A 25,833-nucleotide genomic window follows, 5' to 3' on the forward strand; every position below is an offset into this window, starting at 1 on the left:
GTTGCTGTGCGCAAGTTTCGGTGAGCGGAGGCTGGTGAGGTTTGTCTGTTGCTGACGTCTTGGGGGGGGTGGTGTTGAATGTGGCGAGGCGCTACCGCCTCGCCAAAGAACCTGTCGATTATTCCTTCGGTTCGACGTGATCCAGTGCCTGGTTCACCGCCAGTTCACCGAGCATGACCACTTGCGCAATGCCCAGCAGGGTCTTGCGATGTGAGGTCTCCAGCAACGCTGCGAAATTGTTGAGCATGAGGGTGGCGGAGCCGAGTGTTTCGCTGGCGTTGGCCAGCAGGGATTCGGTGTTGTACTTCGGGTTGGCGAAGTACATGGGCTCGGGTTCGTTGGCCGTGGCCATGATTTGGGCGGCGGGGTTGAGGTAGTGGTCGAGGGCGCGCTCGGCGGCTTCGTGGAGTTTTTTTGAATCGAGGGATTCGTAGGGGGATGTCGGGTCTGTGATCGGCGGATTGGGTGTAGGTTTGAACATGGATGAAACTCCTGGGAAAACTATTTGAGGAGCCATCACCCTTTGCTACCAAACGAAGGGTGGCGGCCATGCACAGGTTGGTAGACCGGTCCAGGAACCCGGCGCGCCCGAAGGAGCCCTACGCATGGCCACCATAAAAACAGAGATGAAAAAACAACCTCTGCAAAAGGCGGCGCTATGCGCCTGGAAATACCGGGCTACCAAACCCGATCACTGTTTTTCAGTGACCGGGAAACGATAAAACCCGAGCCCAAAGCGCACAAGCCGGCGGATTCTGGCGCAGGCGTAGGCAGCGACGCAAGGCGTTGTAGCCTTGATGAAGTAACACCGGGTGTCTTTAAACACGCAGCTTAAACACCGTGGGTGTATGTGGTGATTCGCCCCGTCAGGAACAGACTGACGGGGCGTTTTTATTGCGTGGGGTGCAAATCTATCGCTGCTCGATACTGAACGCTTATGTGTGATGAATCTCCCGATCCTTGGTTTCCGGCAGGAAGAAAGTACCAAGGATGGCCGTCATCACCGCGATCACGATCGGGTACCACAGCCCGTAGTAGATATCACCCGTGGCCGCGACCATGGCGAACGCCACCGTGGGCAGGAAGCCGCCGAACCAGCCATTGCCGATGTGGTAGGGCAGCGACATCGAGGTGTAGCGGATGCGCGCCGGGAAGAGCTCCACCAGCCAGGCAGCGATCGGGCCGTAGACCATGGTCACGTAGATCACCAGGATGGTCAGGAGCAGCAACACCATCGGGTAGTTGGTCTTGGCCGGGTCGGCCTTCTCGGGGTAGCCGGCGTCCTTGAGGGCGGTGCCGAGGGTGGCGACGAAGGCATCATTGTGGGTCTTGAAGTCAGCGGCCGGCATGCCGGTGCCTTCGAAACTCGGGATGACCTTGTCACCGATGCGCACCTGCGCGACGGCGCCAGGCGCGGCTTTCTCGTTTTTGTAGGGGATGGCCTTCTTCGCCAGCACAGTCTTGGCGAGGTCACAGGAACTGGTGAATTTGGCCTTGCCCACCGGGTCGAACTGGAACGAGCACTGGCCGGGATCGGCGACCACCGTGACCGGATTCTTCGCCTGCGCGGCAAACACGTCGGGGTTACCGAACTCGGTCAACGCATGGAAGATCGGGAAGTAGGTCACGGCTGCGAGGATGCACCCGGCCATGATGATGCCCTTGCGGCCGATGCGGTCGGACAGGCTGCCGAACAGGATGAAGAACGGCGTGCCGATCAGCAGCGAGCCGGCAATCAAAAAGTTGGCGGTTTGCGGGTCAATCTTCAGCGTCTGCAGCAGGAAGAACAGCGCATAGAACTGCCCGGTGTACCAGACGACGGCCTGGCCAGCCGTGCCGCCGAGCAAGGCCATGATCACTATCTTGAGGTTGTCCCAGCGGGCGAAGGATTCGGTCAGCGGTGCCTTGGAAGACTTGCCTTCTTCTTTCATCTTCTTGAACACCGGCGACTCGGCGAGTTGCAAGCGAATGTAGACCGAGACGATCAGCAGCAGGATCGACACCAGGAAGGGAATCCGCCAGCCCCAGGCCTCGAAGGCTTCGGTGCCGAGGAGGGTGCGGCAGGCGAGGATCACCAGCAACGACAGAAACAGGCCGAGGGTCGCGGTGGTCTGGATCCACGAAGTGAAGTAGCCGCGCTTGCCTTTGGGCGCATGCTCGGCCACGTAAGTCGCCGCGCCGCCGTACTCACCCCCCAGGGCCAGGCCTTGCATCAGGCGCAGGCTGATCAGGATGACCGGCGCCGCCACGCCGATGGTCTCGTAGCCGGGCAGAAAACCCACGACAGCGGTGGAGACACCCATGATCACAATGGTGATGAGGAATGTGTGCTTGCGCCCGATCATGTCGCCCAGTCGGCCGAACACGATGGCGCCGAAGGGCCGCACGGCGAAACCCGCGGCGAACGCGAGCAGCGCAAAGATGAAGGAGGTTGTTTCATTGACGCCCGCGAAGAAGTGCTTGGCGATGATCGCCGCGAGGGAGCCGTAAAGATAGAAGTCGTACCACTCGAAAACCGTGCCCAGGGACGAGGCGAAAATGACCTTGCGTTCCTCCTTGGTGATCCCTCGGTTGGGCATGCTGCCCGTGGCTGTAGTGTCAATCGTGGCCATGAGTCTTCTCCGTCTTGCTCTTGTTGAAGGCCGGAGTACCTCACCAACTTTATTACCGCACCCAGGCCCTAGGGCTGATGTCGTCGGATTACCAATTGCGCGAAGCAGAGGAACAGGCAGACGGCCTCGCATTGCTGCATGGTTTCTTAAAGCATAATCACCTTCGCGCAGATATCCACTCGCCAACGTGCCCGGCGATGGCCACTCCCACCGGGCACGTTCGCGGATTTAGCCCTTGGCCGCCATCGCAGTGACTTCCACACGCATGCCTTCGACCGCCAACGCGGCCACGCCAACGGCGGCGCGAACCGGCCAGGGCTTGGCGAAGAAGCGCTGGTAGACCTCGTTGAACGCGGCGCGGTCGGCCATGTCGGTGAGGTAGATGGTCAGATGCAGCACCCGGTCCATGGAACTGCCGGCGTTCTCCAGCGCGACCTTGAGCGCCTGCAGAGTGCACTCGCTTTGCAGGGTGATGTCGCCCAGCTCCAGGCTGCCGTCGGCGCGGGTAGGAATTTGAGTGGAGACCAGCAGGCCGCCGAAACCGGCGACGTCGGAGGAGATGGATTCCGCGTCGGGATCGGGGAGGAACGTGATGTCGTGGTTTGCCATGGGGATCTCTTGTTTGTGGGGGTGAAGGGGCGCCGGGGTATTCAATGATGCAGCGCCTTTTTTGCGTGGCCAGTTTACAGCCCTATTGTCGAGCTGTTCGTGAATCAGCTCGAAAACTCGGAAGGCAAGCAGGCGGGTGCTCCCCGCGGCATGGCAGCCGCCCAACGTAGTCAGCTGAGCGAGGTTATTTTCAATGTCGCAATAACGTCTTTTGGCTTGCGTTTATAACAACGAACCATGTGGTCACAATAATCGCCGACGGTGTAAATGGTCAGGTTGCCAGAGCTTATGGTCTTGTACGTCTCTCTGTCGCATACATCAAGAATGTCGCCTTCAATTGCATCATATTCATTTCTAGTGAATAGACCGGAAGAACGGGTGGCTTTCAAGTCTTCCCCAAATACGTCTTCTTCATTAAGAAGGTCCACGGAAATGTTGAAGAGGCTCGCAATTCTCTGTAAGGCAAATGTACGAACGATTTCATCTGGATCGCTCATGATGCACGCTCATCTTATTGCTTCAATAAACACGGTCGCCTGATAAATAGCGCATGGCTGCAAGTCATGCTCCACGAGTGTTTAAAATTATAAATAGTGAAAATGCTAATACAAAAATAGCTGTGACTGTGGCATAGCAAAGACCAAAGCCGATTTTGATGAGGGGTATTTCATCTGCCAGGGCTTTATAGCCGATAAAACCTCCAAGCAATGCTGAGGTGGCGATTCCGATGACTAGAATGTAGTAGGTCTTATAGGTGGGTGCAAATGCCGGGATGACAACTGCATACGATCCGCTTATCAGGGTGGTGAATATGACAATAATTTTTATTGCCGAAATAATGCTGTTTTTTGTCATGCTCATTTTTTGTTTTTCTCCTGACAAAGCACCTCGGAATGTTCTAGGCCTGCTGCCGACCACTAAACACTTTCAGCCACATCAATCTGCAACGAAAGCATGCACTTCGCTGCGCTGTCCGACGCTGGATCTATCGCGGCATCCACCATGGCCCTGACCGCCATTTGCGCCAGCGCCTCGACAGGGTGTGACAGCACGGCTTGAACGATGCCGTCACGCAGGGCTGCCCGGGTGATGGGGGTCAGGTCGTGGCACACCACGACGGGTAGCGCGATGTGCTGGGCTTTCAGTTCGCGCAAGGCGTTGATGACCCCCTCGATACCGCCACCTGCCACATACAGGCCGACAAGGTCGGGTTGGCTGGTGAGCAGGTCGAGCGTGCCGGCATAGGCGAATTCCTCGTCCTCCAGAGTCAGGCGCGTAGCCAGCAATTCCCAGTCCTGGGGTTGTTCCGACAGGAAGGAGCGAAAACTCATTTCACACAGTTCCTGGCACTGAAAGCGCTGGGTGCCGACCATCACGGCCGCTGGCCCCGGTTGCGCTGCCAGGTGCTTGATGAACCAGCCGGCGGTGCGGCCCATGGCACGGTTGTCGACGCCGACATAACCGGCGCCGGCCGAGGCGCTCAGCTCGGACACCAGGGCGACCACAGGAATGCCGGCCGCTCGCAATTGCGCCATGGCCTCGCGCACAGCCGGATGGTCGGCGGCCACCACGCCCAGGGCATCGACTTCGCCCTGCAACTTGAGAATGCGTTCTGCGGTGGCGGCCGGGGCCAGGTCGTCGATGTAGTGGATCAGCACCCGAACCTGGGCCCGCACGCTGGCCGTCGCCGCCTCAGCCAAGGCCTTGGCCAGCCCTTGATAAAACGCCACTCCACGCTTTTGCAGCAGAAACCCCAAACGCACGGTCGGGCGCTGCTGCAGCACTCGTTGTTCGATCACATTACGCCCGTAGAAGCCCAGTCGGGCGGCGGCCTCGGCAATGCGTTGCGCGGTATCGGCGCGCACGTTGGCCCGCAGATTCATCACCCGGTCCACGGTGGACAGGCTCACCCCGGCGGCCAAGGCCACGTCTTCCATGGTTGCACGACGACCGAGCGGGTTGCCGGCTTCTGACGAGGGATGCTCTGGCGAAGAGTGCTCTGAAAGAGAATGCTCTGACATGAAATGAAAGCCTATCTGAAACTTTTGACGGGTTTTGACAGGTATCGCTCAGGGACTATAGCAGCCGTGCATCTGCCCACCTTAGGATTTCTCCCAGCGAAACATCGCTACCCATAACAATAATTTCCGGAGCCTGACATGACCCACCACATCTCCACCGCGCCTTGTTGCTGGGGCGTCGACGACGTCAACAATCCTCATCTGCCGGCGTGGCAACAGGTTCTTGGCGAAGCGGGGCAAGCGGGGTATCGCGGCATCGAATTGGGGCCATACGGTTACCTGCCACTGGACGCCGACGCGGTGGGCTCGGTGCTGGTCGAACACGGCCTGCATGTGGTGGCCGGCACGGTGTTCGACAATCTGGTCGACCCCGCCAACCTGCCCAGCCTGCTGAATCAAACCCGCAATATCTGCGCATTGCTCAAGCAGTTGCCGGCAATTCCCCTGGAGCCGGGGCAACGTTTCGCCATGCCGTGTCTGGTGGTCATCGATTGGGGGCATGAGGAGCGTGACTACGCCGCTGGCCACTCTGACCGCGCGCCGCGCCTGGCGCCCGATGCCTGGCGGGGCATGATGGCCCATATCCGCGCCATCGCCGAGTTGGCGTGGACGGAATTCGGTGTGCGCACGGTGATTCATCCGCACGCCGGGGGCTACATCGAGTTCGCTGATGAGCTGGCCCGACTGGTCGAAGACATCCCCTACGAAGTGGCTGGCCTGTGTCTGGACACCGGCCATCTGTACTACGCCGGTATGGACCCGGTGCAGACCCTGCGCCAGTACGCGGACCGCGTGGATTACCTGCATTTCAAAGACATCGATCAGGCCGTGTTCGATCAAGTGCTGGGCGAACACGTCACCTTCTTCGCCGCGTGCGCAAGAGGCGTGATGTGCCCGATCGGCCAGGGTGTCATCGACTACGGCGCCTTGCGCGAGCTGATCACCGAGATCGGTTACCAGGGTTACATCACGGTCGAGCAAGAACGTGATCCACGTAACGCCCACGGCAGTCTGCGCGACGTGGCTGCCAGCCGTGACTACCTGTCCCGGGCGGGTTTCTGATTTCTCTCATGCGAAGGACTTTTCGATGATCAATGGCAGCAAGCGAATTCCTCAACCAATCCGCTGGGCGATGGTGGGCGGCGGGCGTGACAGTCAGATCGGCTACATCCATCGTTCGGCGGCCCTGCGTGACCAGTCGTTTGCACTGGTGGCCGGCGCCTTCGACCTGGACCCGCAACGCGGTCGCGACTTCGGTGTGCAACTGGGGGTCGACCCCGAGCGTTGCTACGCCGACTATCGCAGCCTGATTGAGGGCGAAGCCGGGCGGGCGGATGGTATCCAGGCCATTTCCGTGGCGACGCCCAATGGCACTCACTTTGAAATCACCAAGGCCGCTCTGGAAGCGGGGCTGCATGTGGTCTGTGAAAAGCCGCTGTGCTTCACCCTCGAGGAGGCGCAAACCCTGCGCGAAATCGCGTTGTCGCGAAACCGGGTGGTGGGGGTGACCTACGGCTATGCCGGGCACCAGTTGATCGAGCAGGCGCGGGAAATGATCGCCCAGGGTGAGTTGGGTGAGGTGCGCATGGTGCACATGCAGTTTTCCCATGGCTTCCACTGTGAGGCGGTCGAGGCGCAGAGCGAGGCGACCAAATGGCGGGTCGATCCGCGCCTCGCTGGCCCCAGTTATGTGCTGGGAGACGTTGGCACTCATCCGCTGTACCTGTCGGAAGTCATGCTGCCCGAGCTCAAGATCAAACGGCTGTTGTGCACACGCCAGAGCTTTGTCAAAAGCCGCGCACCACTCGAGGACAACGCCTACACACTGATGGAATACGAAGGCGGGGCCATGGGCAGTGTGTGGTCGAGCGCGGTGAACGCCGGATCCATGCATGGCCAGAAAATTCGGGTGATCGGCTCCAGGGCCAGCCTTGAATGGTGGGATGAGCGGCCGAACCAGCTGTCATTCGAAGTCCAGGGTAAACCTGCCCAGGTGCTGGAGCGCGGGATGGGTTATCTGCATCCCCATGCGTTGCTTGATGACCGGATCGGTGCCGGGCACCCGGAAGGGCTGTTCGATGCCTGGGCCAACCTCTATTACCGTTTCGCCTTGGCCATGGACGCCGCCAACCGTGGTGATCATGAACAACTGGCAACGCTGCGTTATCCAGACATCAATGCCGGTGTCGAAGGCGTGCGCTGGGTCGAGCGCTGCGTCCATTCTGCGGACCTGGGTGGGGTGTGGGTCGATTACTGAGTAACGGGTGCCCCTGGCGGATCGGCGTGCGGCTGAGCAGTCGTGAGATAGACTGATCAGCGGACATCGGACGGTGGGGGTCACAAGTGGCGCAATTCACATGGATTCGCTGATCACCGCAGCAGCGCGTGCGCTCGCGGCGGGTGATCCGCTCGGCGCGCTGAACCGCATCGCCTTGCGCAACGACGCGCCTGCACTCGCGCTTCGAGGCATCGCGATGGCGCAACTGGGTGACCTTGTGCGGGCGAAGGCGCTGGTGCGAAGTGCCGCGCGGGCGTTCGGTGCGAAGGAGGCCTTGGCCCGCGCGCGGTGTGTTGTTGCCGAGGCCGAGATCGCGCTCGCCTCGCGTGACCTTAACTGGCCGGCGAAGGCGCTCGATGCCGCGCGGGCGACGCTTCAGGCACACGGCGATTGGGTCAACGCCGCCCATGCGCGCTATCTCGAGATTCGCCGCCTGCTGCTGATCGGGCATCTCGACGAGGCCGAGGGCCGTCTCGCCGAACTCGACCCGACGCCATTACTGCCCGCGTCGAGGGCTGCTTATGAACTGGTTCTGGCGGGCATCGCGATGCGTCGTCTGCAAACGAAAGCGGCGCGCGCGGCACTTGAGCGGGCCGGGCATGCTGCGCAGCACGCGGGCATTGCGGCACTCACCGCCGAGGTCGAAAGCGCCAGGCATATCCTCGATACACCAGCGGCGCGGCTGATTATCGGTGAGCAGGAACAGCCGCTGCTGCTCGATGAGATTGAAGCGTTATTGGCATCCCCCACGCTGGTGGTGGACGCTTGCCGGTATGTGGTGCGCGACGCAGGCGCGTCGGTTTCGCTCGCCCGGCGTCCGGTGTTGTTCGCGCTCGCCCGGGCGCTGGGCGAAGCGTGGCCGGCCGACGTGCCGAGGGAAACGTTGATTGCGCGAGCCTTTCGGATGAAGCACGCGGATGAGTCCCATCGCGCACGGTTGCGCGTCGAACTCGGGCGGCTGCGCGGGGCGCTGCACTTGATTGCCGACGTGATCGCGACCCCACGAGGGTTTGCACTGGTGCCACGGGTTGCGCCTGACGTCGTGGTGCTGGCGCGGCCTGTCGAAGAACAGCATGCGACGCTGCTCGCTTTTCTCGCCGACGGTGAGTCGTGGTCGAGTTCGGCCCTGGCGTTGGTGCTCGGCGCCAGTCAGCGCACCGTGCAACGAGCCCTCGACACGCTGGCGGCGACCGGCAAGGTGCAGTCGTTCGGTCACGGTCGGGCTCGTCGCTGGATGCTCCCGCCGGTACTTGGATTCGCGACGGGATTGTTACTCACGGCGTTGCTGCCCAGTGATTAGCATCCTCTTCACTACCCCAGTGAACGCAGTCAGTAAACGAGGAGCAAGACATGAAACATTCAACGGCTGAAATCATCCGCGAATACGGGCCTTTTCCGGGCATCGACCATGTGCATGGCGTCACCCATGACGGCCAGCGTGTCTGGTTTGCCTCAGGCGATAAACTCAACGCCCTGGACCCGGCCAGCGGCAAAACCCTGAAATCGATCGATGTCGCCGCCCATGCCGGCACCGCCTTCGATGGCCAGCATCTGTTTCAGATCGCCGAGGATCGCATCCAGAAGATCGACCCGCAGACCGGCCGCGTGCTCTCCACCATCCCCGCGCCCGGTGGCGGTGGTGACTCGGGGCTGGCGTGGGCCGAAGGCACGCTCTGGGTCGGTGAGTATCGCGAGCGCAAGATCCATCAGGTCGACCCCCAGACCGGAGCGGTGCTGCGCACCCTGGAATCCAACCGCTTTGTTACCGGGGTGACCTGGGTCGAGGGTGATCTGTGGCACGGCACCTGGGAAGGTGACGAGAGCGAGTTGCGGCGAGTCGATCCTGCCACGGGCGAGGTGCTGGAGAGTGTCCAGATGCCGGCTGGCGTCGGCGTGTCGGGGCTTGAGTTCGATGGCCACGACCGGTTTTTCTGTGGCGGCGGCAACAGCGGGAAGGTGAGAGCCGTGCGCCGGCCAGAATGACAGGCTGCACCCAGCCCGTCAGAAGGTGAACGCTTGCGCCGAGCGTGAAGGACGCTGAGTCATCTCGATTTCCAGCAGATGCTCAACCAGCACATCATTCAAAAAGCGGAACTGATCGTTAAGCCCGACCACTTCGTTACTGAAGTGGTGGGTGGCCGCCGGCATCAGCAAGGTTTCGAATTGCTTGTCGAACACCAGCGCGACGGCTTTTCGAGAGACGACCTGCTGCGAATAGTAGTTGCTGCCGAACACCGGAAAGCTCACGGCGAGGCTGACGGAATAAATCATGACGTCGGCTCCTCGGTTTGACCGATATCCAGCACCAGGCGGGAAAACAGGGTCAGGGTGATGGCCGTCAGGGCCAGGCAGGTCAGAAGGTGGATCAACATGGTCTGCCCCTCCGATGCGGGGTTTGAGTGGCGATGAGTTGATCCTGCACCTGACGGTTTTTTTGCGGAAGGCATTCGCGGCGATGGTGAATATCGACGTGGATGATGGTGGCGTTCCTCGATGGACTTGCGGGTCTGCTCGCGCAGGTATTTTTGAGGGCGCTACCACACTTCCTGACGGACGGCCCCCAGCCCCGACCTATACTCAAATCAACATGCTTTTACGCGTCGAACGCTCCGTTCGACGCAGACTGTAGGACACTGCGATCTTGAACCTGCGTTCGCTGATCGTCGCTGTGTTGGTGGTACTGGCGGGATGCGTAACGACTGCGCGTGCCCCGGTAGTCGTGGCGCCGGTAGTGGTTTCCCAGAGCACCTGGCAGCAGGTTGACCAGGAAATTGTCGCGGCTTCGCAGCAGGCCACCGAACAGGCCAGGGTCTATGCCCGCGGATCCATGGAGCATTGGCGCACGCGGGTTTACGAACAGACCGAAGAAGTCTTCATTCCGTGGTTCAGCAGCTATTGGACCCAGGAATGGCTGTCGATGAAGGTCAGCTGGTACACCCTCAGTGCCGGGGGTGAGCAGGATGCCTCGGCCAAACGCCTGGCGGCCTATCTGTTGGAGCAGTATCACCACAAAGTGCTGGACCCGGTAGCGGTGGAGATTGATCCCGACGAGATCCTCGGGCAGGCGACAGCGTATTACGTGCAAGCTCTCGGCCAGCAACTTCAGGTCATCTCCCAGCGTCATGGCGTGCCGATGGCGCAGCTCAACGACCGTATCCAGAAAATTCCGGCGATTTCGCTGGGACCGCCGCCCGCCCGTGACGCATCGCTGTATCAGGTGGTGCACAGTGAACCGCTGACTAAGTTGCCGGCCTACGCGGCGTTGATCGACAAGATCCACACGGCAGGCGGTGAGAAGGGCATTGCCTCGACGGACGCCGGCATGACGCCAGTGGCCAAGCGCGCGAGCAAACGAATGGAAGCCGAAATGGCCCCACGAGGCGCGGCTGGTGCCGTGGCGGCAGCGGCGGGGAAACTGGCCGGGGCGGTGATTTCCCTGGGAGTGGCGGGGGTGCGTGCGGTTATTCAAGCCAACGACCGACCCGATAGCGAGGCGCTGATCCGCAGCAGCCTGGGCGACTCATTCGACAAGGCGTGGCTGAAGCTGGTGCAAAACCCCACCACCGGTGTCATGGCCGGAACGCTGTACATGGCCGGGCAAATCGAAGGCGGCTTGGCCCAGTCCCTGGCCCAGCCTGTTGCACAACCTGTTGCTCAGCCCGTCGAACCGTCGGTCGGCTTGGGTGCGGGAACTGTCGATTGGAGCCACGCTGGATCGACTACCCAGCAGATCAACCCATAACCCGAGGAGAATGATCATGGCTTACGTTGATGGCTTCGTCGCAGCGGTGCCCAAGGCCAACCGCGAAAAGTTCAAGAAACACGCGGAGTCCGCCGCCGCGATTTTCAAGGAAAACGGCGCGCTCAGCCTCGCTGAATGCTGGGGCGACGACGTGCCTGATGGCAAAGTGACGTCGTTTCCCATGGCGGTCAAACTCAAGGAAGACGAGACCGTGGTGTTTTCCTGGATCGTCTGGCCGGACAAGGCCACCCGTGACGCTGGCATGGCGAAACTGATGAGCGATCCGCGGATGCAACCGGACGTCAATCCGATGCCGTTCGACGGCCAGCGGGCGATTTTTGGCGGTTTCGAAATGCTTGTCAAAGCCTGAAGAGGCGGCAGGATCACTCCGGCGTCGGGGTGATCCTGCAGCTTTTGCGATTGCGAATCTCGCTGTCCGACGGCCGCTCCTTGATGAACTCGAAGCGCGGCTCGCCTTCGTTGTAATGAACCAGCCAGCCCCATTCCAGCTCGGACTCATCCTGGCCGGGCTTCGGTGGTACGGCCCACCATGGCTCTTTGCTGATGACCTGACGCATGGCGTCCTCCCGTCGATTCGGTTGCTTCAACTATAACGCGCATGCCGGCAGGTGCCAGAAATGGGCTTGCTGGCGGGGTATCCCTTTGTAAAATCAAAGGGTCCCCAAGCATTGAGGTGCCAGACATGAGCGATGAAACCCGCGAGCCGTTCAAACGGCTGTTTTTCGCCCTGAACTGCGCTCCCGAACAACGCCGGGCCATCGCCCAATGGCGCAGCGCGCTGGGGCTCAACATCGGGCGCCCGGTGCCGGCGGAAAACTTTCATCTGACCCTGCTGTTTCTCGGCACGGTGGGCATGGCGCAAATAGCCGGTGTCTGCAAGGCCGCTGCCAATATCCGCACGTCCGGCGTGCCGTTGACGGTGGTGCTGGATCGGCTGGACGTCTGGCGTCGCTCCGGGGTGTTGCTGCTGGCGCCCGCGCAGGCGGCACCGGAGCTGCTGCGCCTGGTGTATGCGCTGGAGCAGGCCATGTTGCCGTTCGGTTTTGAAGACACCCATCGGGAATTTCGCCCGCATTTGACCCTGATGCGCGACTACCGGGCGCCGGTCCCCGAATCCGCGACGCCGCCGGAGTTTTACCTGCGCGCCGATCGCTTCAGCCTGTTCGAGTCCCATAAAGGCCGATACATAGCGCTGGCCGAGTGGCCGCTGGTCGCTTCATAAGCCCACAAAAAAAGGCGCCCGAGGGCGCCTGAATTCACCTAAACCGAGGAAGCCAGGTGAAGCCGTTCTGCAGAGAGGAGTGCAGCGGTGGTAAGGCGCTGCGTGAACGGAAAAGGGAAAGCTGTAATGGATGATCGTTCCCACGCGGAGCATGGGGACGATCAGTGAGGCGGGATTACTTGCCCAGCTTCACCCGCGTCCAGCCCCGGGTCATGATCCGCTGGGTGGCAATCGGCATGTCAGGAATGGCATACAACGTCGCCATCACCGCTTGCGGCGGATACGATCCCGGGTCGTCACGAATCGCTTCGTCCACCAACGGCGTGGCCGCCGCGTTGGCATTGCTGTAGCCGATGCTGTTGGTGACTTCGGCGATGATGTCCGGGCGCATCAGGAAGTTCATGAACAGGTAGGCGTTGTCGACGTTGGCGGCGTCCCGGGGGATGGCGACCATGTCGTAAAAACTGCCGGCGCCTTCTTTCGGGATGCTGTACTCGATCTTGACCTTGTCGCCGGCTTCCTGGGCGCGGGCCTTGGCTTGCAGCACGTCGCCGGAGTAACCGACGGCGACGCAGATGTTGCCGTTGGCAAGGTCGGAGATGTATTTCGACGAATGAAAGTAGGCCACCGATGGCCGGATCTTCATGAACAGCGCCTCGGCTTCGGTGATTTGCGCCTTGTCCCGGGAGTTCACCGGATAGCCCAGATAGTGCAGGGCAGCCGGAAGCATTTCCGTCGGTGAATCAAGAAAGCTGATGCCACAGGCTTTGAGCTTGGCGGCGTTTTCCGGTTTGAACAGCAAGTCCCAGGAATTCACCGGGGCATCTGTGCCGAGCACTTCCTTGACCTTGGCCGGGTTGTAACCGATGCCGATCGAACCCCACATGTACGGGAAGGCGTGGCCGTTATCCGGGTCGCTGGCCGAGGCGTTTTTCAGCAGCACCGGGTTGAGATTCTTCCAGTTCGGCAGCTTCGATTTGTCCAGTTCCTGATAGACCCCGGCCTTGATCTGCTTGGCCAGGAAACTGTTGGACGGCACCACGATGTCATAGCCCGATTTTCCCGCCAGCAGCCGTGCCTCAAGGGTTTCGTTACTGTCGAACACATCGTAGGTCACGCGGATGCCGGTCTCGTCTTCGAACTTCTTGACGGTGTCCGGGGCGATGTAATCCGACCAGTTGTAGACGCGCAGTACCTTGTCATTGGCCTGGGCGCCAGTGGTGATTGCGCCCAATAAGGACAGTGTCAGCAGAGTCCTGCCAAACATTTTCATCGGTACAACTCCATTCTTTTTATTCAAATCACATAAAACAAAAATGCGGTGAACACAAAACCTGTGGCTAGCGGACTTACCTGTGGCGAGGGAGCTTGCTCCCGCTGGGCTGCGTAGCGGCCCCAAAATTCTGGCAACCCATACCTATTTGTGAGTGCTGCGCACTCAAGCGCGAGCAAGCTCGCTCGCCACAGGTCAGTGCTCACTTGACAGTGGCACTAGACCGTCGCTTCTACCATTTGCTTTTTCGGTTGTTGCCAGGACTCGCTGGCAGTCTGGTCCATCGCTTCCTGAATCGCTCGTTTGCGGGTGGCTTCGGCCCTGCGGCTGAAATACCAGACCATGAACGTGACGATCGACACCGCCAGCAGAATCAGGCTGGCCACGGCATTGATCTCAGGCTTAACGCCCAGACGCACCGCCGAGAACACTTCCATCGGCAGGGTCGTGGAGCCTGGCCCCGACACAAAGCTTGCCAACACCAAATCATCCAGCGACAAGGCAAACGACATCATGCCGCCCGCCGCCAGTGACGGCGCGATCATTGGAATGGTGATCAGGAAGAACACCTTGAGCGGCCGTGCACCGAGGTCCATGGCGGCTTCTTCGATGGACAAATCCAGCTCACGCAAGCGCGCCGACACCACCACCGCCACATAGGCTGCACAGAATGTGGTGTGAGCGATCCAGATGGTGACGATGCCGCGTTCCTGCGGCCAGCCGATCAACTGCGCCATGGCCACGAACAGCAGCAACAGCGATAGACCGGTGATCACTTCCGGCATCACCAGCGGCGCCGTCACCAAGCCACCGAACAGCGTACGGCCCTTGAAGCGGGTCACGCGGGTCAGCACGAACGCCGCCAATGTGCCGAGCGCCACCGCGGCAATCGCCGTGTAGCAGGCGATTTCCAGCGAGCGCACCACCGAGCCCATCAGTTGCGTGTTGTCGAGCAGGCCGACATACCACTTCACCGACCAGCCGCCCCACACCGTCACCAGCTTCGAGGCGTTGAACGAGTAGATCACCAGAATCAGCATCGGCAGGTAGATAAACGACAGGCCGAGCACCAGCATCAATCGTGAAAATCCGAAACGGTTCATCCCCGTCCCTCCATCTCTTTGGCCTGGCTACGGTTGAACAGCAGAATCGGCACAATCAGGATCGCCAGCATCACCACCGCCAGGGCGGACGCCACCGGCCAGTCGCGGTTGTTGAAGAATTCCTGCCACAGCACGCGGCCGATCATCAGGGTTTCCGGGCCACCCAACAGTTCCGGAATCACGAACTCACCGACCACCGGAATGAACACCAGCATGCAGCCTGCGATGATCCCGTTCTTGGCCAGCGGCACCGTGATTTTCCAGAAGTTGTTGAAGTTGCTTGAGCCCAGGTCCGACGCGGCTTCCAGCAGGCTGCCATCGTGCTTCACCAGGTTGGCGTACAGCGGCAGCACCATGAACGGCAGGTATGCGTAAACCACCCCGATGTACACGGCGGTGTTGGTGTTGAGGATCTCGATCGGCTGTGACGTGAGCCCGCTCCACATCAGGAACGCATTGAGCAATCCGTTGTTGCTGAGGATGCCCATCCACGCATACACGCGGATCAGGATCGCGGTCCAGGTCGGCATCATGATCAACAGCAGCAAGACGTTTTGCGCTTCCTTGCTGGCCTTGGTAATCGCATAAGCCATCGGGAAACCGATCACCAGGCACATCAGCGTACTTAAGAATGCGACCTTCAACGAGCCAAAGTAAGCCGAGATGTACAACTCATCTTCGGTCAGCAGCGAGTAGTTGCCGAGGTTCAGCAGCAGCTGGAATTTCTGTTCGGCGAAGGTGTAAATCTCGGAGTAGGGCGGAATGGCCAGGGCTGCTTCCGAGAAGCTGATCTTCATCACCAGGAAGAACGGCAACAGGAAAAACAGGCACAGCCACAGGAATGGAATGCCGATGACCATTTTGCGGCCACTGGGCACCAGGCGCAGGAACTGCTGATTGAAGGTTCTCATGAGCGCAGTACCACGCCGCTGTCGTCTTCCCACCACACGTAGACCTGATCGTCCCAGGTCGGGCGTGCGCCACGGCGTTCGGCGTTGGCCATGAACGACTGGACGATCTTGCCGCCAGGCAGCTCCACATAAAACACCGAGTGGCCACCGAGGTAGGCGATGTCATGCACCTTGCCTTCGGACCAGTTGTAGCGGGTCTCGGGCTTGAGGGTGCTGACCAGCATTTTTTCCGGGCGGATAGCGTAGGTGATCGACTTGTCCTGCACCGAGGTACTCACGCCGTGGCCGACGTAAATCTTCTGCGCAAGGTCCGGGCTGTGGATGATCGCGTGACCTTCCAGGTCTTCCACAACGGTGCCGTCGAAGGCGTTCACGTTGCCGATGAACTCGCAGACCATGCGGCTGACCGGTGCTTCATAGATGTCGACCGGGCTGCCGATCTGGGCGATCCAGCCCAAGTGCATGATCGCGATGCGCTCGGCCATGGTCATGGCTTCTTCCTGGTCGTGGGTCACCATCACGCAGGTCACGCCGACGCGCTCGATGATTTCCACCAGCTCCAGTTGCATCTGTGAGCGCAGCTTTTTATCCAGTGCGCCCATCGGTTCATCGAGCAGCAACAGCTTCGGTCGCTTGGCCAACGAACGCGCCAGTGCCACACGCTGACGCTGACCGCCGGACAATTGATGCGGCTTGCGTTTGGCGTATTGGGTCATGTGCACCAGGCGCAGCATTTCTTCGACACGGGCGTCGATTTCGCTGGCGGGCAAACGGTCCTGCTTGAGGCCGAAGGCGATGTTCTGCGCCACCGTCATGTGCGGGAACAGCGCATAGGACTGGAACATCATGTTGATCGGCCGTTCGTAGGGCGGCATGTCAGTGATGTCGACACCGTCGAGCAGAATCCGCCCTTCGGTCGGGCGCTCGAAGCCGGCGAGCATGCGCAGCAGCGTCGATTTGCCCGAGCCGGAGCCACCGAGCAAGGCGAAGATTTCGCCTTGATGGATCTCCAGGGACACATCGTCCACGGCGGTGGTTTCGTCGAATTTCTTGGTGACGCGGTCGACTTTCACCAGCACCTTTTTCGGTGCCTGGTGACCATCAAGAGCCTTCCTGTAGATGCTGGAAGCGTTTGCCATATGAAACTCCCAACAGGTTTCAGTCGTCGGGCCAACACGGCCTGACTTAAGAGTGGATTGCAAACCCGGGCCGGGCGATGCCATTGAATTCAACGCTTACCGCTCGGGCTTATTCGGCACCGCCGTCCTGGCTGCCTGGTCGTACTTGTTGTTATTGCGGTTCATCTATTACGCAAGCCACCGGCGCGCAAAGGCACGCCCGCCAGACTCACGGGGGCAGTCAATCGATTAGAAATGTTTGAAGTCAGCGCGTATTACGCAGCGCCGCCCGTTCTCGGCACGCCTCGCCAAACGCCTGGAAAATACTCAAGTAAGGAGGATTCGAAAGCACCTGCCATTCCGGGTGCCACTGCACACCGACGGCGAAGGTTTTGCTGTGCTCGACGGAGATCGCCTCGATCAAACCGTCCGGCGCGATCGCCTCAGCGCGCAGGCCGGGTGCGAGTCGGTCGATGCCCTGGCTGTGAATCGAATTGACCTGGAACACCTGCGGCAGGTCCAGTGCTTCGAACACACCGCCCGGTTGCACAGTCACCGCATGGGCCGCTGCGTACTGCACGGCCAGATCGGGACTGTCCGCTTCCCGGTGATCGAGCATGCCGGGCAGTTCGTGCACCTTCTGATGCAGGCTGCCGCCGAACGCCACGTTCATTTCCTGAAAGCCCCGGCAGATGCCGAGCACCGGAACACCGGCGGCGATGGCTGCACGCAATAAGGGCAGGGTGGTGGCGTCCCGTTGCGGATCGTGATCCGTACCGGGAGCGCTGGCCGGGCCTTGATAGTGGAAGGGCTCCACATTCGATGGCGAGCCGGTCAGCAACAGACCGTCGAGCTGCGCGAGCAGCGCATCGGTTTCGGTCAGATCGCCTAAGGAAGGAATGACCACGGGCAGCCCCAAAGCCGCGACGCTGACAGCACGCAAGTACTTGTCGCCGCTGACGTGGTAGGGGTGCAGGCCAATCTGTTTGACGCACGCAGTAACGCCGATCAATGGCTTGAATGCCATTTTTATCACCTCGAAGTTTCACACTTGAACGAGCTTTTCCGGAGCTTAGCCTTGTTGATTTTAATTAACAACTCTCATGTAAAAAATTCTAAACGCCGAACGTCCGATGCTGAGGGTCTGCGCGGTGTGCAAGCCTGATATGGCACTCTGGCGCCCAAAAAAGGCCAGAAAATAAAGGCTGAAAGGCCATGTGTTCGCTATTGACTTCACTTTGCCGTTCGGGTTGACTGGCTTTCGCAAGTGAAGTGAACATAATAATTAACAGCTAATAGGTGCATCATGTCGGTCCCTCTGCGTGCCGTTCAACTCAACGAAGCAAACGCATTCCTTAAGCAACATCCTGAGGTTTTGTACGTCGACCTTCTGATTGCGGATATGAACGGCGTGGTGCGCGGCAAGCGCATCGAGCGCACCAGTCTCCACAAGGTCTACGAAAAAGGCATCAACCTGCCGGCGTCGCTGTTTGCCCTGGACATCAACGGTTCCACGGTGGAAAGCACCGGCCTGGGTCTGGACATCGGCGACTCGGATCGCATCTGCTATCCCATCCCCGATACCCTCAGCATCGAACCCTGGCAGAAGCGCCCGACCGCGCAGTTGCTGATGACCATGCACGAGCTCGAAGGCCAGCCGTTCTTTGCTGACCCGCGCGAAGTGCTGCGTCAGGTGGTGAGCAAGTTCGATGACATGGGCCTGACCATTTGCGCGGCGTTCGAACTGGAGTTCTACCTGATCGACCAGGACAACGTGAACGGTCGTCCGCAGTCGCCACGCTCGCCGGTGTCGGGCAAGCGTCCGCACTCGACGCAGGTGTACCTGATCGACGATCTGGACGAATACGTCGACTGCCTGCAAGACATCCTCGAGGGCGCGAAAGAGCAGGGCATCCCGGCTGACGCGATCGTCAAGGAAAGCGCCCCGGCGCAGTTCGAAGTCAACCTGCATCACGTCTCCGACCCTATAAAGGCCTGCGACTACGCGGTGCTGCTCAAGCGTCTGGTGAAGAACATCGCCTACGACCACGAGATGGACACCACGTTTATGGCCAAGCCATATCCGGGTCAGGCGGGCAACGGTTTGCACGTGCACATTTCGATTCTCGACAAGCAAGGCAACAACATCTTCGCCAGCGAGGATCCCGAGCAGAACGCCGCGCTGCGACATGCGATCGGCGGTGTGCTCGAGACCCTGCCCGCGCAGATGGCGTTCCTCTGCCCGAACGTCAACTCCTACCGTCGTTTCGGCGCGCAGTTCTACGTACCGAACTCGCCAAGCTGGGGCATCGACAACCGTACCGTGGCGGTGCGCGTACCCACCGGTTCGGCGGATGCCGTGCGCATCGAGCATCGTGTCGCCGGTGCCGATGCCAACCCGTACCTGCTGATGGCCTCGGTGCTGGCTGGTATTCACCACGGCCTGACCAACGAAATCGAGCCGGGCGCCCCGGTTGAAGGCAATAGCTACGAGCAGAACGAGCAAAGCCTGCCGAACAACCTGCGCGACGCATTGCGTGAACTGGACGACAGCGAAGTCATGGCGCGCTACATCGACCCGCTGTACATCGACGTGTTCGTGGCGTGCAAGGAAAGCGAGCTGGCCGAGTTCGAGAACTCCATTTCAGACCTTGAGTACAACTGGTACCTGCACACGGTTTAACGGGGGCTGACACTAAACCTGTGGAGAGGGAGCAAGCTCCCTCGCCACAGGTTACTCATCGCTTGCCCATCGGTTAACACGATCACTTATTCCTCTGCGTAGAGTCACAACCATGACAAACACTCGCAGCGACTGGGAGCAACGCTTCCAGTCCTTGACACTAGAAGGCCGCGCATTCATCGACGGCCAATACTGCCCGGCACTCAGTGGCGACACCTTCGAATGCATCAGCCCGGTCGACGGCCGCTTTCTGGCGAACATCGCCAGCACTGACGAAGCCGACGCCAATGCGGCAGTCGCCGTCGCGCGTCGTGCATTTGAATCCGGCATCTGGGCGCGGTTGGCGCCTGCAGAACGCAAGCGCATCTTGATTCGCTTCGCGGACTTGATCCTGGCCAACCAGGAAGAACTGGCGCTGCTGGAAACCCTCGACATGGGTAAACCGATCAGCGATTCCATGGCCATCGACATTCCAGCGGCCGCCAACGCGATCCGCTGGAGCGCCGAAGCCATCGACAAAATCTACGACGAAGTCGCCGCCACCCCGCACGACCAATTGGGCCTCGTCACTCGTGAGCCAGCAGGCGTGGTCGCCGCCATCGTGCCGTGGAACTTCCCGCTGATCATGGCCAGCTGGAAGTTCGCCCCGGCCCTGGCGGCAGGCAACTCGTTCATCCTCAAGCCTTCGGAAAAGTCGCCTCTGACCGCGATTCGTATCGCGCAACTGGCCCTCGACGCCGGCATTCCCAAAGGCGTGTTCAACGTCCTGCCGGGCTTCGGTCACACCGTCGGCAAGGCGCTGGCGTTGCACATGGACGTCGACGTGCTGGCCTTCACTGGCTCCACCGCGATTGCCAAGCAACTGATGATCTACGCCGGGCAAAGCAACATGAAGCGCGTGTGGCTGGAGGCGGGCGGCAAGAGCCCGAACGTGGTGTTCGCCGACGCGCCGGACTTGCGCGCAGCGGCTCGGGCAGCGGCCAGTGCGATTGCCTTCAACCAGGGCGAAGTCTGCACCGCCGGCTCGCGCCTGCTGGTGGAGCGCTCGATCCGCGAGCAGTTCATTCCGTTGCTGGTGGAAGCGCTGCAAGCCTGGAAACCGGGGCATGCGCTCGACCCTGAAACCACTGTCGGCGCCGTCGTCGATCAGCGCCAATTGGACAATGTGCTGCGCTACATCCAGGTCGGCAAAGACCAGGGCGCGCAACTGATTGCTGGCGGCAATCGCACCCTTGAAGGCACCGGTGGCCTGTACGTGGAGCCAGCGATTTTCGACGGCGTGACCAACGCCATGACCATCGCCCGGGAAGAAATCTTCGGTCCGGTGCTGTCGCTGATCACCTTTGACACCGCCGAAGAAGCGCTGCAGATCGCCAACGACAGCATCTTCGGCCTAGCCGCTGGTGTGTGGACCAGCAATCTCAGCAAGGCCCACACCTTCGCTCGCGGCTTGCGCGCGGGCAGCGTCTGGGTCAACCAGTACGACGGCGGCGACATGACCGCGCCGTTCGGCGGGTTCAAGCAGTCGGGTAATGGTCGGGACAAATCGCTGCACGCGTTCGACAAGTACACCGAACTCAAAGCGACCTGGATCAAGCTCTAACACTTTTGCAGCGGCGGTCGCCGGCATAGGCCGGCGGCCCTCGGAGAAATGTATGAAACACAGCTCTACACAAAATCATGTAAACAGCTATTACGCCGCAACCCGCAACCAGACCGGCGATTACCCGGTGCTTGAAGAACTGGTGGAATGCGATGTCTGCGTGATCGGCGCCGGCTACACCGGGCTGTCCTCGGCGCTGTTCCTCAGCGAAGCGGGCTACAGCGTCACCGTGCTGGAAGCCGCCAAAGTCGGCTTCGGCGCCAGCGGTCGCAACGGCGGTCAGCTGGTCAACTCCTACAGCCGCGACGTCGATGTAATCGAAGAGCGCTACGGCGACAGAACTGCCGAAGTGCTCGGCAGCATGATCTTTGAAGGCGCCGACATCATCCGTTCGCGCATCAAGGAGTACGACATCAAATGCGACTACCGCCCCGGCGGCATCTTCGCAGCGCTGAACAAGAAGCAGCTCAACGGCCTGGCCGAGCAGAAGCGTAACTGGGAACGCTACGGCAACAACAACCTGAAAATGCTCGACTCCTCGGACATCCAGCGCGAAGTCGGTTGCGACAACTACGTCGGCGGCCTGCTGGACATGCAGGGTGGTCACATCCATCCGCTGAACCTGGCCCTCGGCGAAGCCGCCGCGATCATTCGCCTGGGCGGCAAAATCTACGAACAATCCGCCGCCGTGGACATCTCCTACGGCGAGCCAATCACCGTGCGCACCGCCAAAGGCGTGGTGCGGGCCAAGTACCTGCTGATCGCCGGCAACGCCTACCTGCCGCAAGACCTCGACAACCGCGTGACCCGCAAAAGCATGCCCTGCGGTTCGCAGATCGTCGTCACCGAGCCGTTGTCGGAAAAGGTCGCCCGCAGCCTGATCACCAATAACTACTGCGTCGAAGACTGCAATTACCTGCTCGACTACTACCGCCTCACCGCCGACAACCGCCTGCTGTACGGCGGCGGCGTGGTCTACGGTGCCCGCGAGCCGGACGACATCGAACAACTGATCCGCCCGAAGATCCTCAAGACCTTCCCGCAATTGAAGGACGTGAAAATCGACTACCGCTGGACCGGCAACTTCCTGCTGACCATGTCGCGCATGCCGCAATTCGGCCGCATCGAGAAAAACGCCTACTACATGCAAGGCTACAGCGGCCACGGCGTCACCTGCTCGCACCTGGCCGGCAAACTGATCTCGGAAATGATCCGCGGCGACGCCGAACGCTTCGACGCCTTCGCCTCCCTGCCACACATGCCGATGCTCGGCGGCCGCACTTTCCAGGCCCCACTCACCGCCATGGGCGCGGCGTATTACGCCTTGCGAGACCGCTTCGGCATCTAGGTTGAACCTGCCGGCGGTCTCCGCCGGCCAAGGCTACGCATCACTCCCGTGGCGAGGGAGCTTGCTCCCGCTGGGGCGCGAAGCGGCCCCGCTTTTTGCCATTGATGCAATCCATGCGGGACAAATCTTCGTGGCGAGGGGGCAAGCCCCCTCGCCACAGTTTCTAAACCAGAACTGACTGACATCAGAAGCCGACAGCTTTTTTGCCAGCCGTTTATCGAACCTGCTGAGCAACACCCACAAACGTGATTTAATACCCGCCTTCCACGGTTCCGGGACGGGAAACGGCGTAATCCGCGGCCACCAGTCGCCCGCCACCCACCCCCATTACCCCTTAAGTAGTTCTCACATAAGGCTGTCATGGACACGGGCTCACGACTCAAATTAGTACGCGAAAGCTACAAACTGTCCCAGCGCGAGCTGGCCCGGCGTAGCGGCGTCACCAATGCCACCATCTCCCTGATCGAACAGAATCGCGTCAGTCCCTCCGTCAGCTCCCTCAAAAAACTGCTTGAAGGCATCCCCATGTCCTTGGCGGACTTCTTCACCTTCGACCAACCACCACGCGAGCATCAGTACGTGTTTCGCGCCAATGAACAGCCGGATCTCGGGCGTCATGGGCTGCGGTTGTTGCTGATTGGCGCTTCGGTGCCGAGTCGGCAGATGCGGCTGTTGCGCGAGCAGTACGCGCCTGGGGCGAGTTCGGGGGAAGAGCTGATTGTGCACGCTGAAGGGGAGGAGTGTGGGCTGGTTACCCGTGGCACGGTTGAGTTGACGGTGGATGGGCAGATTAGTGTGTTGAATGCCGGGGATGGGTATTACTTCCCGACGACGCTGCCGCATCGGTTTAGGAATATTGGGGCGGATGAGGCAGAAATCATCAGCGCCAACACCCCGGCTAACTTCTGATACCTGAAGCAGACATTAAACCTGTAACTACCTCCGGCGGGGCGACCACTACTTTCGGTCGCCCCTACCAGCGATTACCACTCCATGCCTCAGGTGAGGGCGTCCGCGACGCCGTTCAAAGTGACTTCAAGTAGTCGAGAAGCTGTGACCGTTGGATGTCATTGAACTTGCCCACGCCATAGTCATGGCCTGCGTTGCTATTGCCCTCAAGCTTGGTGTCGAAAAGAAACCAGTTCTTGTCCGATTTCTCGGTCTTGAATCCAACTTTTTTGTCATCGAACTCATTGGTCCCTGTATAAAAAGTCGAGGGGCGCTGGTGGGGTGGCAGGAGAAGGTCGTTGAGGGTCGGTACAGAGCCGTTATGCAAATAGGGAGCGGTGGCCCAGATGCCGGTCAGGGGTCTTGCTTTATAGGCGAGAAGAGGAACGGTAGAGCTGGCACGGTAGCAGTTGTATAGCCGTAGCGCTTTCTCATCCAAACGACTGAACAGGGCACGGTCCTTGAAGCCAGGGACTTTTTGAGGTTTGGTATCTATACCAAGCAATCCATCGAAAGCCAGTTCGGCGACATCGCGTCCTTTACCCAGTAATGTCTCCAGGACGGTCACACCCAGCATGTTGTAGAGCAGGTCATTTGACTTGATGGTTCCTGATTTATCGACTTTGGAATAACCCGTCAACACTCCCGCATCCGCTTTAAATTGATAGGCATTGCACGCCATCCAGGGATCCGTGCCAATGGTCGAGTCTTGTGGGCTCTGGGCATTGAAATTGTCATTCGCAGAGATTGGAATCATGACCGCTGTGATGGCCGTGGTGAGATCGTCTCTACCAATATGGGTATGGCAGCCGGAACAATTGTCCTTAAACAATTTGGCGCCAAGCGCAAGGTCGTTTGGCAACTGCCCAGGCCACCGCGGAGGCTTCAGGCTATAAAGAGAACGCTCTAGAACATCCAGATTTTTCACATTCACACTGGAGACAAACCCTGCCTTGGCCGCAGATTCTTTAACCGGTCGAACGTCGGCGAACACACCGATGGCCTCTCCAGCATTACGCCCCAGACCTCCAGCATCCAGGCCGCCGTCATTTTTAATCGAAGGGAGTTGGTCTTTACTGACCATTCCGTTCCATTGGAGGACGTTGTGTTGATGCGTATTCCAGAGAAATGGATAACTCACCGGCGCATCAGAGGGGTTAGGGGTAGGCGGTTTCGCTTGGGTGACTTGACTGATTTTGTTGAGAATGTGGCCCACGGCATCAAGGCGACCTGGGCCATATTGCAGATCTGTGGCATTCAGTGTCTCGTTTTGGGCATAAAACGCATTCAAGCTATCCAGGGATTTTTTCAACCGTTGGCGATTCCCTTTCGACAGATCATCACCCAGGACACTCTTTGCAAAGCGTTCAAATTTTTCAGGGTCGGAAGCCGTTTTGCTTAACGCCTCTCTAAAATATTTAAAGAAATTTTGAAAGTCGGCGTTCGTTGGCCCGCCATTGATCACAAGATTCTGCTCTTCAAATTTGATCTGAGCCGTGTGACAAGCAGAACAGTTCATCCCCACCCACGGTTCTCTCGACCCTTGTCCAAAAAACCAGCGGAGTTTCGTGAAAGACAACTTGCTGTCGTGACTGTCATCCAAAACGAAACCCATCGGCAACGTAAAGCGCTTACCGTTATAAGACGGACGATAAGGCGTGTAACCGTAGGCGGAGATCGTTTTGTCACTCATGAACTTCTCCTCTGAACCAGGCTCTTCCAATGCAAGCGCCCAGGAGAGAGGGAGAATTCTCGATCCTTGTGAAAGTTCAAGCCAATTGGACTGGGTGGTGTCACTCCATCCCTGATCCAGAATGTCGGCAGCCTGAGCCATGGAATGAGCGCCGAAAAACAACAATGCAGCGCAGGCAAACGGGGGGGCTTTTAACGTGTTCATCAGATTCCCTTCTATTTGTAATTCCTGTTGAGACCCATCACGTTGGTAGCCAATAGCTACCAGCCATGAGTGTAGCCACAAAAAATACGGCTCTTTAATTTTGTTCCATGCCCCGTACCCGGACAGAGCCCGGGTTGTTCATTACGTAAAAAAGACCTTGCCGTTTGGCACTCGGCTTTTTCTCTGCGGACTACAGCGCCTTGGTGTTGTGAGCATTTTTCTACACCACATCAGGAAACGTCCTGCGCTCTCATCGGAAGCGCCCGATTTAGCCATTACAAGTCATCCCTTAACCTCCTCGAATGAATCCATTCATTGACGCCAAAATAGTGGCCATCTAATATCGCGCCACTATTGTGCTATCGGTCTCCATTCGAGGGATCGAACATGTATCCACCCGCCCTCGTGGCGAGGTTGTGCCTGGCTTTGCTGTGCCTTTCTCCG

Annotated in this window: 25 protein-coding genes; 11 read left to right on the forward strand and 14 right to left on the reverse strand. The window is 59.6% G+C overall.

Translation table 11 applies throughout. The features are described 5' to 3' along the window. Nucleotides 1-118: 118 nt before the first annotated feature. From AC07V0_RS29080 to AC07V0_RS29105, 6 genes are all read right to left on the reverse strand, one after another. Nucleotides 119-481 (reverse strand): DUF6124 family protein, encoded by a 363-nt coding sequence (locus AC07V0_RS29080; RefSeq protein ID WP_018930084.1) that lies wholly within the window; start codon nt 479-481, stop codon nt 119-121. 454 nt (nt 482-935) lie between these two features. Further along, nucleotides 936-2,612 carry an MFS transporter gene (locus AC07V0_RS29085; protein ID WP_064618514.1) on the reverse strand — a complete coding sequence of 559 codons (1,677 nt, stop codon included), beginning with the start codon at nt 2,610-2,612 and terminating at the stop codon, nt 936-938. 228 nt (nt 2,613-2,840) lie between these two features. Beyond that, on the reverse strand, nt 2,841-3,221 hold the full coding sequence (locus AC07V0_RS29090; protein ID WP_019580252.1) for a RidA family protein: 381 nt from the start codon (nt 3,219-3,221) through the stop codon (nt 2,841-2,843). 170 nt (nt 3,222-3,391) lie between these two features. Next, nucleotides 3,392-3,718 carry a hypothetical protein gene (locus tag AC07V0_RS29095; protein WP_064618512.1) on the reverse strand — a complete coding sequence of 109 codons (327 nt, stop codon included), beginning with the start codon at nt 3,716-3,718 and terminating at the stop codon, nt 3,392-3,394. A gap of 64 nt (nt 3,719-3,782) precedes the next feature. After that, the gene (locus AC07V0_RS29100) at nt 3,783-4,082 is read right to left on the reverse strand and encodes a hypothetical protein (RefSeq protein WP_495020159.1); all 300 of its coding nucleotides are present in this window, start codon (nt 4,080-4,082) and stop codon (nt 3,783-3,785) included. A gap of 56 nt (nt 4,083-4,138) precedes the next feature. Beyond that, entirely contained in the window at nt 4,139-5,158 is a 1,020-nt protein-coding gene (locus tag AC07V0_RS29105; protein WP_495020168.1) for a LacI family DNA-binding transcriptional regulator, read from the reverse strand. Nucleotides 5,159-5,380: 222 nt separating this feature from the next. Here AC07V0_RS29105 and AC07V0_RS29110 point away from each other — a divergent pair, with 222 nt between their 5' ends. From AC07V0_RS29110 to AC07V0_RS29125, 4 genes are all read left to right on the forward strand, one after another. Continuing rightward, nucleotides 5,381-6,304 carry a TIM barrel protein gene (locus AC07V0_RS29110; protein ID WP_495020160.1) on the forward strand — a complete coding sequence of 308 codons (924 nt, stop codon included), beginning with the start codon at nt 5,381-5,383 and terminating at the stop codon, nt 6,302-6,304. Between the two features lie 25 nt (nt 6,305-6,329). Then, complete coding sequence (locus AC07V0_RS29115) at nt 6,330-7,499, forward strand: Gfo/Idh/MocA family protein (protein ID WP_495020161.1); 1,170 nt, start codon at nt 6,330-6,332, stop codon at nt 7,497-7,499. 100 nt (nt 7,500-7,599) lie between these two features. After that, entirely contained in the window at nt 7,600-8,820 is a 1,221-nt protein-coding gene (locus tag AC07V0_RS29120) for a helix-turn-helix domain-containing protein (RefSeq protein ID WP_495020162.1), read from the forward strand. 50 nt (nt 8,821-8,870) lie between these two features. Then, nucleotides 8,871-9,503 carry a Vgb family protein gene (locus AC07V0_RS29125; RefSeq protein ID WP_064618500.1) on the forward strand — a complete coding sequence of 211 codons (633 nt, stop codon included), beginning with the start codon at nt 8,871-8,873 and terminating at the stop codon, nt 9,501-9,503. Between the two features lie 18 nt (nt 9,504-9,521). Here AC07V0_RS29125 and AC07V0_RS29130 read toward each other — a convergent pair whose 3' ends face one another. Then, the gene (locus tag AC07V0_RS29130) at nt 9,522-9,791 is read right to left on the reverse strand and encodes a hypothetical protein (protein WP_018930095.1); all 270 of its coding nucleotides are present in this window, start codon (nt 9,789-9,791) and stop codon (nt 9,522-9,524) included. A 370-nt stretch (nt 9,792-10,161) separates the two neighbouring features. Here AC07V0_RS29130 and AC07V0_RS29135 point away from each other — a divergent pair, with 370 nt between their 5' ends. Beyond that, nucleotides 10,162-11,262, forward strand: a complete 1,101-nt coding sequence (locus tag AC07V0_RS29135; RefSeq protein WP_018930097.1) for a hypothetical protein — start codon at nt 10,162-10,164, stop codon at nt 11,260-11,262. Between the two features lie 16 nt (nt 11,263-11,278). Further along, nucleotides 11,279-11,632: a DUF1428 domain-containing protein gene (locus AC07V0_RS29140; RefSeq protein WP_018930098.1), complete on the forward strand. Its 354-nt coding sequence runs from the start codon at nt 11,279-11,281 to the stop codon at nt 11,630-11,632. A 13-nt stretch (nt 11,633-11,645) separates the two neighbouring features. Here AC07V0_RS29140 and AC07V0_RS29145 read toward each other — a convergent pair whose 3' ends face one another. Next, on the reverse strand, nt 11,646-11,840 hold the full coding sequence (locus AC07V0_RS29145; RefSeq protein WP_018930099.1) for a hypothetical protein: 195 nt from the start codon (nt 11,838-11,840) through the stop codon (nt 11,646-11,648). 125 nt (nt 11,841-11,965) lie between these two features. Between AC07V0_RS29145 and thpR the strand changes: the two genes are divergently transcribed. Continuing rightward, on the forward strand, nt 11,966-12,505 hold the full coding sequence (gene thpR, locus AC07V0_RS29150; RefSeq protein WP_096480000.1) for an RNA 2',3'-cyclic phosphodiesterase: 540 nt from the start codon (nt 11,966-11,968) through the stop codon (nt 12,503-12,505). Between the two features lie 175 nt (nt 12,506-12,680). Here thpR and AC07V0_RS29155 read toward each other — a convergent pair whose 3' ends face one another. The 5 genes from AC07V0_RS29155 to AC07V0_RS29175 form a co-directional block, all read right to left on the reverse strand. Next, nucleotides 12,681-13,778 carry a polyamine ABC transporter substrate-binding protein gene (locus AC07V0_RS29155; RefSeq protein WP_495020163.1) on the reverse strand — a complete coding sequence of 366 codons (1,098 nt, stop codon included), beginning with the start codon at nt 13,776-13,778 and terminating at the stop codon, nt 12,681-12,683. A 218-nt stretch (nt 13,779-13,996) separates the two neighbouring features. After that, nucleotides 13,997-14,881, reverse strand: a complete 885-nt coding sequence (locus AC07V0_RS29160) for an ABC transporter permease subunit (RefSeq protein WP_086944874.1) — start codon at nt 14,879-14,881, stop codon at nt 13,997-13,999. Then, nucleotides 14,878-15,759 carry an ABC transporter permease subunit gene (locus tag AC07V0_RS29165; protein WP_177343113.1) on the reverse strand — a complete coding sequence of 294 codons (882 nt, stop codon included), beginning with the start codon at nt 15,757-15,759 and terminating at the stop codon, nt 14,878-14,880. Before AC07V0_RS29165 ends, AC07V0_RS29160 begins: the two co-directional genes overlap by 4 nt. A 29-nt stretch (nt 15,760-15,788) precedes the next feature. After that, complete coding sequence (potA, locus tag AC07V0_RS29170; RefSeq protein ID WP_018930104.1) at nt 15,789-16,931, reverse strand: polyamine ABC transporter ATP-binding protein; 1,143 nt, start codon at nt 16,929-16,931, stop codon at nt 15,789-15,791. A gap of 244 nt (nt 16,932-17,175) precedes the next feature. Beyond that, nucleotides 17,176-17,937 (reverse strand): gamma-glutamyl-gamma-aminobutyrate hydrolase family protein, encoded by a 762-nt coding sequence (locus tag AC07V0_RS29175; RefSeq protein WP_495020164.1) that lies wholly within the window; start codon nt 17,935-17,937, stop codon nt 17,176-17,178. Between the two features lie 279 nt (nt 17,938-18,216). On the opposite strand from AC07V0_RS29175, the gene AC07V0_RS29180 reads away from it, so the two are divergent. The 4 genes from AC07V0_RS29180 (at nt 18,217) to AC07V0_RS29195 (ending at nt 23,453) form a co-directional block, all read left to right on the forward strand. Beyond that, a complete protein-coding gene (locus AC07V0_RS29180; protein WP_018930106.1) occupies nt 18,217-19,593 on the forward strand; it encodes a glutamine synthetase family protein in 1,377 nt (458 codons plus the stop codon). Between the two features lie 112 nt (nt 19,594-19,705). After that, nucleotides 19,706-21,196: an aldehyde dehydrogenase gene (locus AC07V0_RS29185; RefSeq protein WP_018930107.1), complete on the forward strand. Its 1,491-nt coding sequence runs from the start codon at nt 19,706-19,708 to the stop codon at nt 21,194-21,196. 52 nt (nt 21,197-21,248) lie between these two features. After that, the gene (locus AC07V0_RS29190) at nt 21,249-22,544 is read left to right on the forward strand and encodes an NAD(P)/FAD-dependent oxidoreductase (RefSeq protein ID WP_495020165.1); all 1,296 of its coding nucleotides are present in this window, start codon (nt 21,249-21,251) and stop codon (nt 22,542-22,544) included. Nucleotides 22,545-22,904: 360 nt separating this feature from the next. Then, nucleotides 22,905-23,453, forward strand: coding sequence for a cupin domain-containing protein (locus AC07V0_RS29195; protein ID WP_495020166.1), 549 nt, complete (start codon nt 22,905-22,907; stop codon nt 23,451-23,453). Nucleotides 23,454-23,568: 115 nt separating this feature from the next. On the opposite strand, the gene AC07V0_RS29200 is transcribed toward AC07V0_RS29195, so the two are convergent. Further along, nucleotides 23,569-25,389 carry a di-heme-cytochrome C peroxidase gene (locus AC07V0_RS29200; RefSeq protein ID WP_495020167.1) on the reverse strand — a complete coding sequence of 607 codons (1,821 nt, stop codon included), beginning with the start codon at nt 25,387-25,389 and terminating at the stop codon, nt 23,569-23,571. Between the last annotated feature and the right edge of the window lie 444 nt (nt 25,390-25,833).

This window comes from Pseudomonas sp. GW821-FHT01E10 (assembly GCF_059422365.1).

What these genes read in the sequence shown, in the direction of transcription:
- AC07V0_RS29080 (WP_018930084.1), bottom strand. Translation starts at nt 481, where the DNA reads ATGTTCAAACCTACACCCAATCCGCCGATCACAGACCCGACATCCCCC.
- AC07V0_RS29085 (WP_064618514.1), bottom strand. Translation starts at nt 2,612, where the DNA reads ATGGCCACGATTGACACTACAGCCACGGGCAGCATGCCCAACCGAGGG.
- AC07V0_RS29090 (WP_019580252.1), bottom strand. Translation starts at nt 3,221, where the DNA reads ATGGCAAACCACGACATCACGTTCCTCCCCGATCCCGACGCGGAATCC.
- AC07V0_RS29095 (WP_064618512.1), bottom strand. Translation starts at nt 3,718, where the DNA reads ATGAGCGATCCAGATGAAATCGTTCGTACATTTGCCTTACAGAGAATT.
- AC07V0_RS29100 (WP_495020159.1), bottom strand. Translation starts at nt 4,082, where the DNA reads ATGAGCATGACAAAAAACAGCATTATTTCGGCAATAAAAATTATTGTC.
- AC07V0_RS29105 (WP_495020168.1), bottom strand. Translation starts at nt 5,158, where the DNA reads ATGGAAGACGTGGCCTTGGCCGCCGGGGTGAGCCTGTCCACCGTGGAC.
- AC07V0_RS29110 (WP_495020160.1), top strand. Translation starts at nt 5,381, where the DNA reads ATGACCCACCACATCTCCACCGCGCCTTGTTGCTGGGGCGTCGACGAC.
- AC07V0_RS29115 (WP_495020161.1), top strand. Translation starts at nt 6,330, where the DNA reads ATGATCAATGGCAGCAAGCGAATTCCTCAACCAATCCGCTGGGCGATG.
- AC07V0_RS29120 (WP_495020162.1), top strand. Translation starts at nt 7,600, where the DNA reads ATGGATTCGCTGATCACCGCAGCAGCGCGTGCGCTCGCGGCGGGTGAT.
- AC07V0_RS29125 (WP_064618500.1), top strand. Translation starts at nt 8,871, where the DNA reads ATGAAACATTCAACGGCTGAAATCATCCGCGAATACGGGCCTTTTCCG.
- AC07V0_RS29130 (WP_018930095.1), bottom strand. Translation starts at nt 9,791, where the DNA reads ATGATTTATTCCGTCAGCCTCGCCGTGAGCTTTCCGGTGTTCGGCAGC.
- AC07V0_RS29140 (WP_018930098.1), top strand. Translation starts at nt 11,279, where the DNA reads ATGGCTTACGTTGATGGCTTCGTCGCAGCGGTGCCCAAGGCCAACCGC.
- AC07V0_RS29145 (WP_018930099.1), bottom strand. Translation starts at nt 11,840, where the DNA reads ATGCGTCAGGTCATCAGCAAAGAGCCATGGTGGGCCGTACCACCGAAG.
- thpR (WP_096480000.1), top strand. Translation starts at nt 11,966, where the DNA reads ATGAGCGATGAAACCCGCGAGCCGTTCAAACGGCTGTTTTTCGCCCTG.
- AC07V0_RS29155 (WP_495020163.1), bottom strand. Translation starts at nt 13,778, where the DNA reads ATGAAAATGTTTGGCAGGACTCTGCTGACACTGTCCTTATTGGGCGCA.
- AC07V0_RS29160 (WP_086944874.1), bottom strand. Translation starts at nt 14,881, where the DNA reads ATGAACCGTTTCGGATTTTCACGATTGATGCTGGTGCTCGGCCTGTCG.
- potA (WP_018930104.1), bottom strand. Translation starts at nt 16,931, where the DNA reads ATGGCAAACGCTTCCAGCATCTACAGGAAGGCTCTTGATGGTCACCAG.
- AC07V0_RS29175 (WP_495020164.1), bottom strand. Translation starts at nt 17,937, where the DNA reads ATGGCATTCAAGCCATTGATCGGCGTTACTGCGTGCGTCAAACAGATT.
- AC07V0_RS29180 (WP_018930106.1), top strand. Translation starts at nt 18,217, where the DNA reads ATGTCGGTCCCTCTGCGTGCCGTTCAACTCAACGAAGCAAACGCATTC.
- AC07V0_RS29185 (WP_018930107.1), top strand. Translation starts at nt 19,706, where the DNA reads ATGACAAACACTCGCAGCGACTGGGAGCAACGCTTCCAGTCCTTGACA.
- AC07V0_RS29190 (WP_495020165.1), top strand. Translation starts at nt 21,249, where the DNA reads ATGAAACACAGCTCTACACAAAATCATGTAAACAGCTATTACGCCGCA.
- AC07V0_RS29195 (WP_495020166.1), top strand. Translation starts at nt 22,905, where the DNA reads ATGGACACGGGCTCACGACTCAAATTAGTACGCGAAAGCTACAAACTG.
- AC07V0_RS29200 (WP_495020167.1), bottom strand. Translation starts at nt 25,389, where the DNA reads ATGAACACGTTAAAAGCCCCCCCGTTTGCCTGCGCTGCATTGTTGTTT.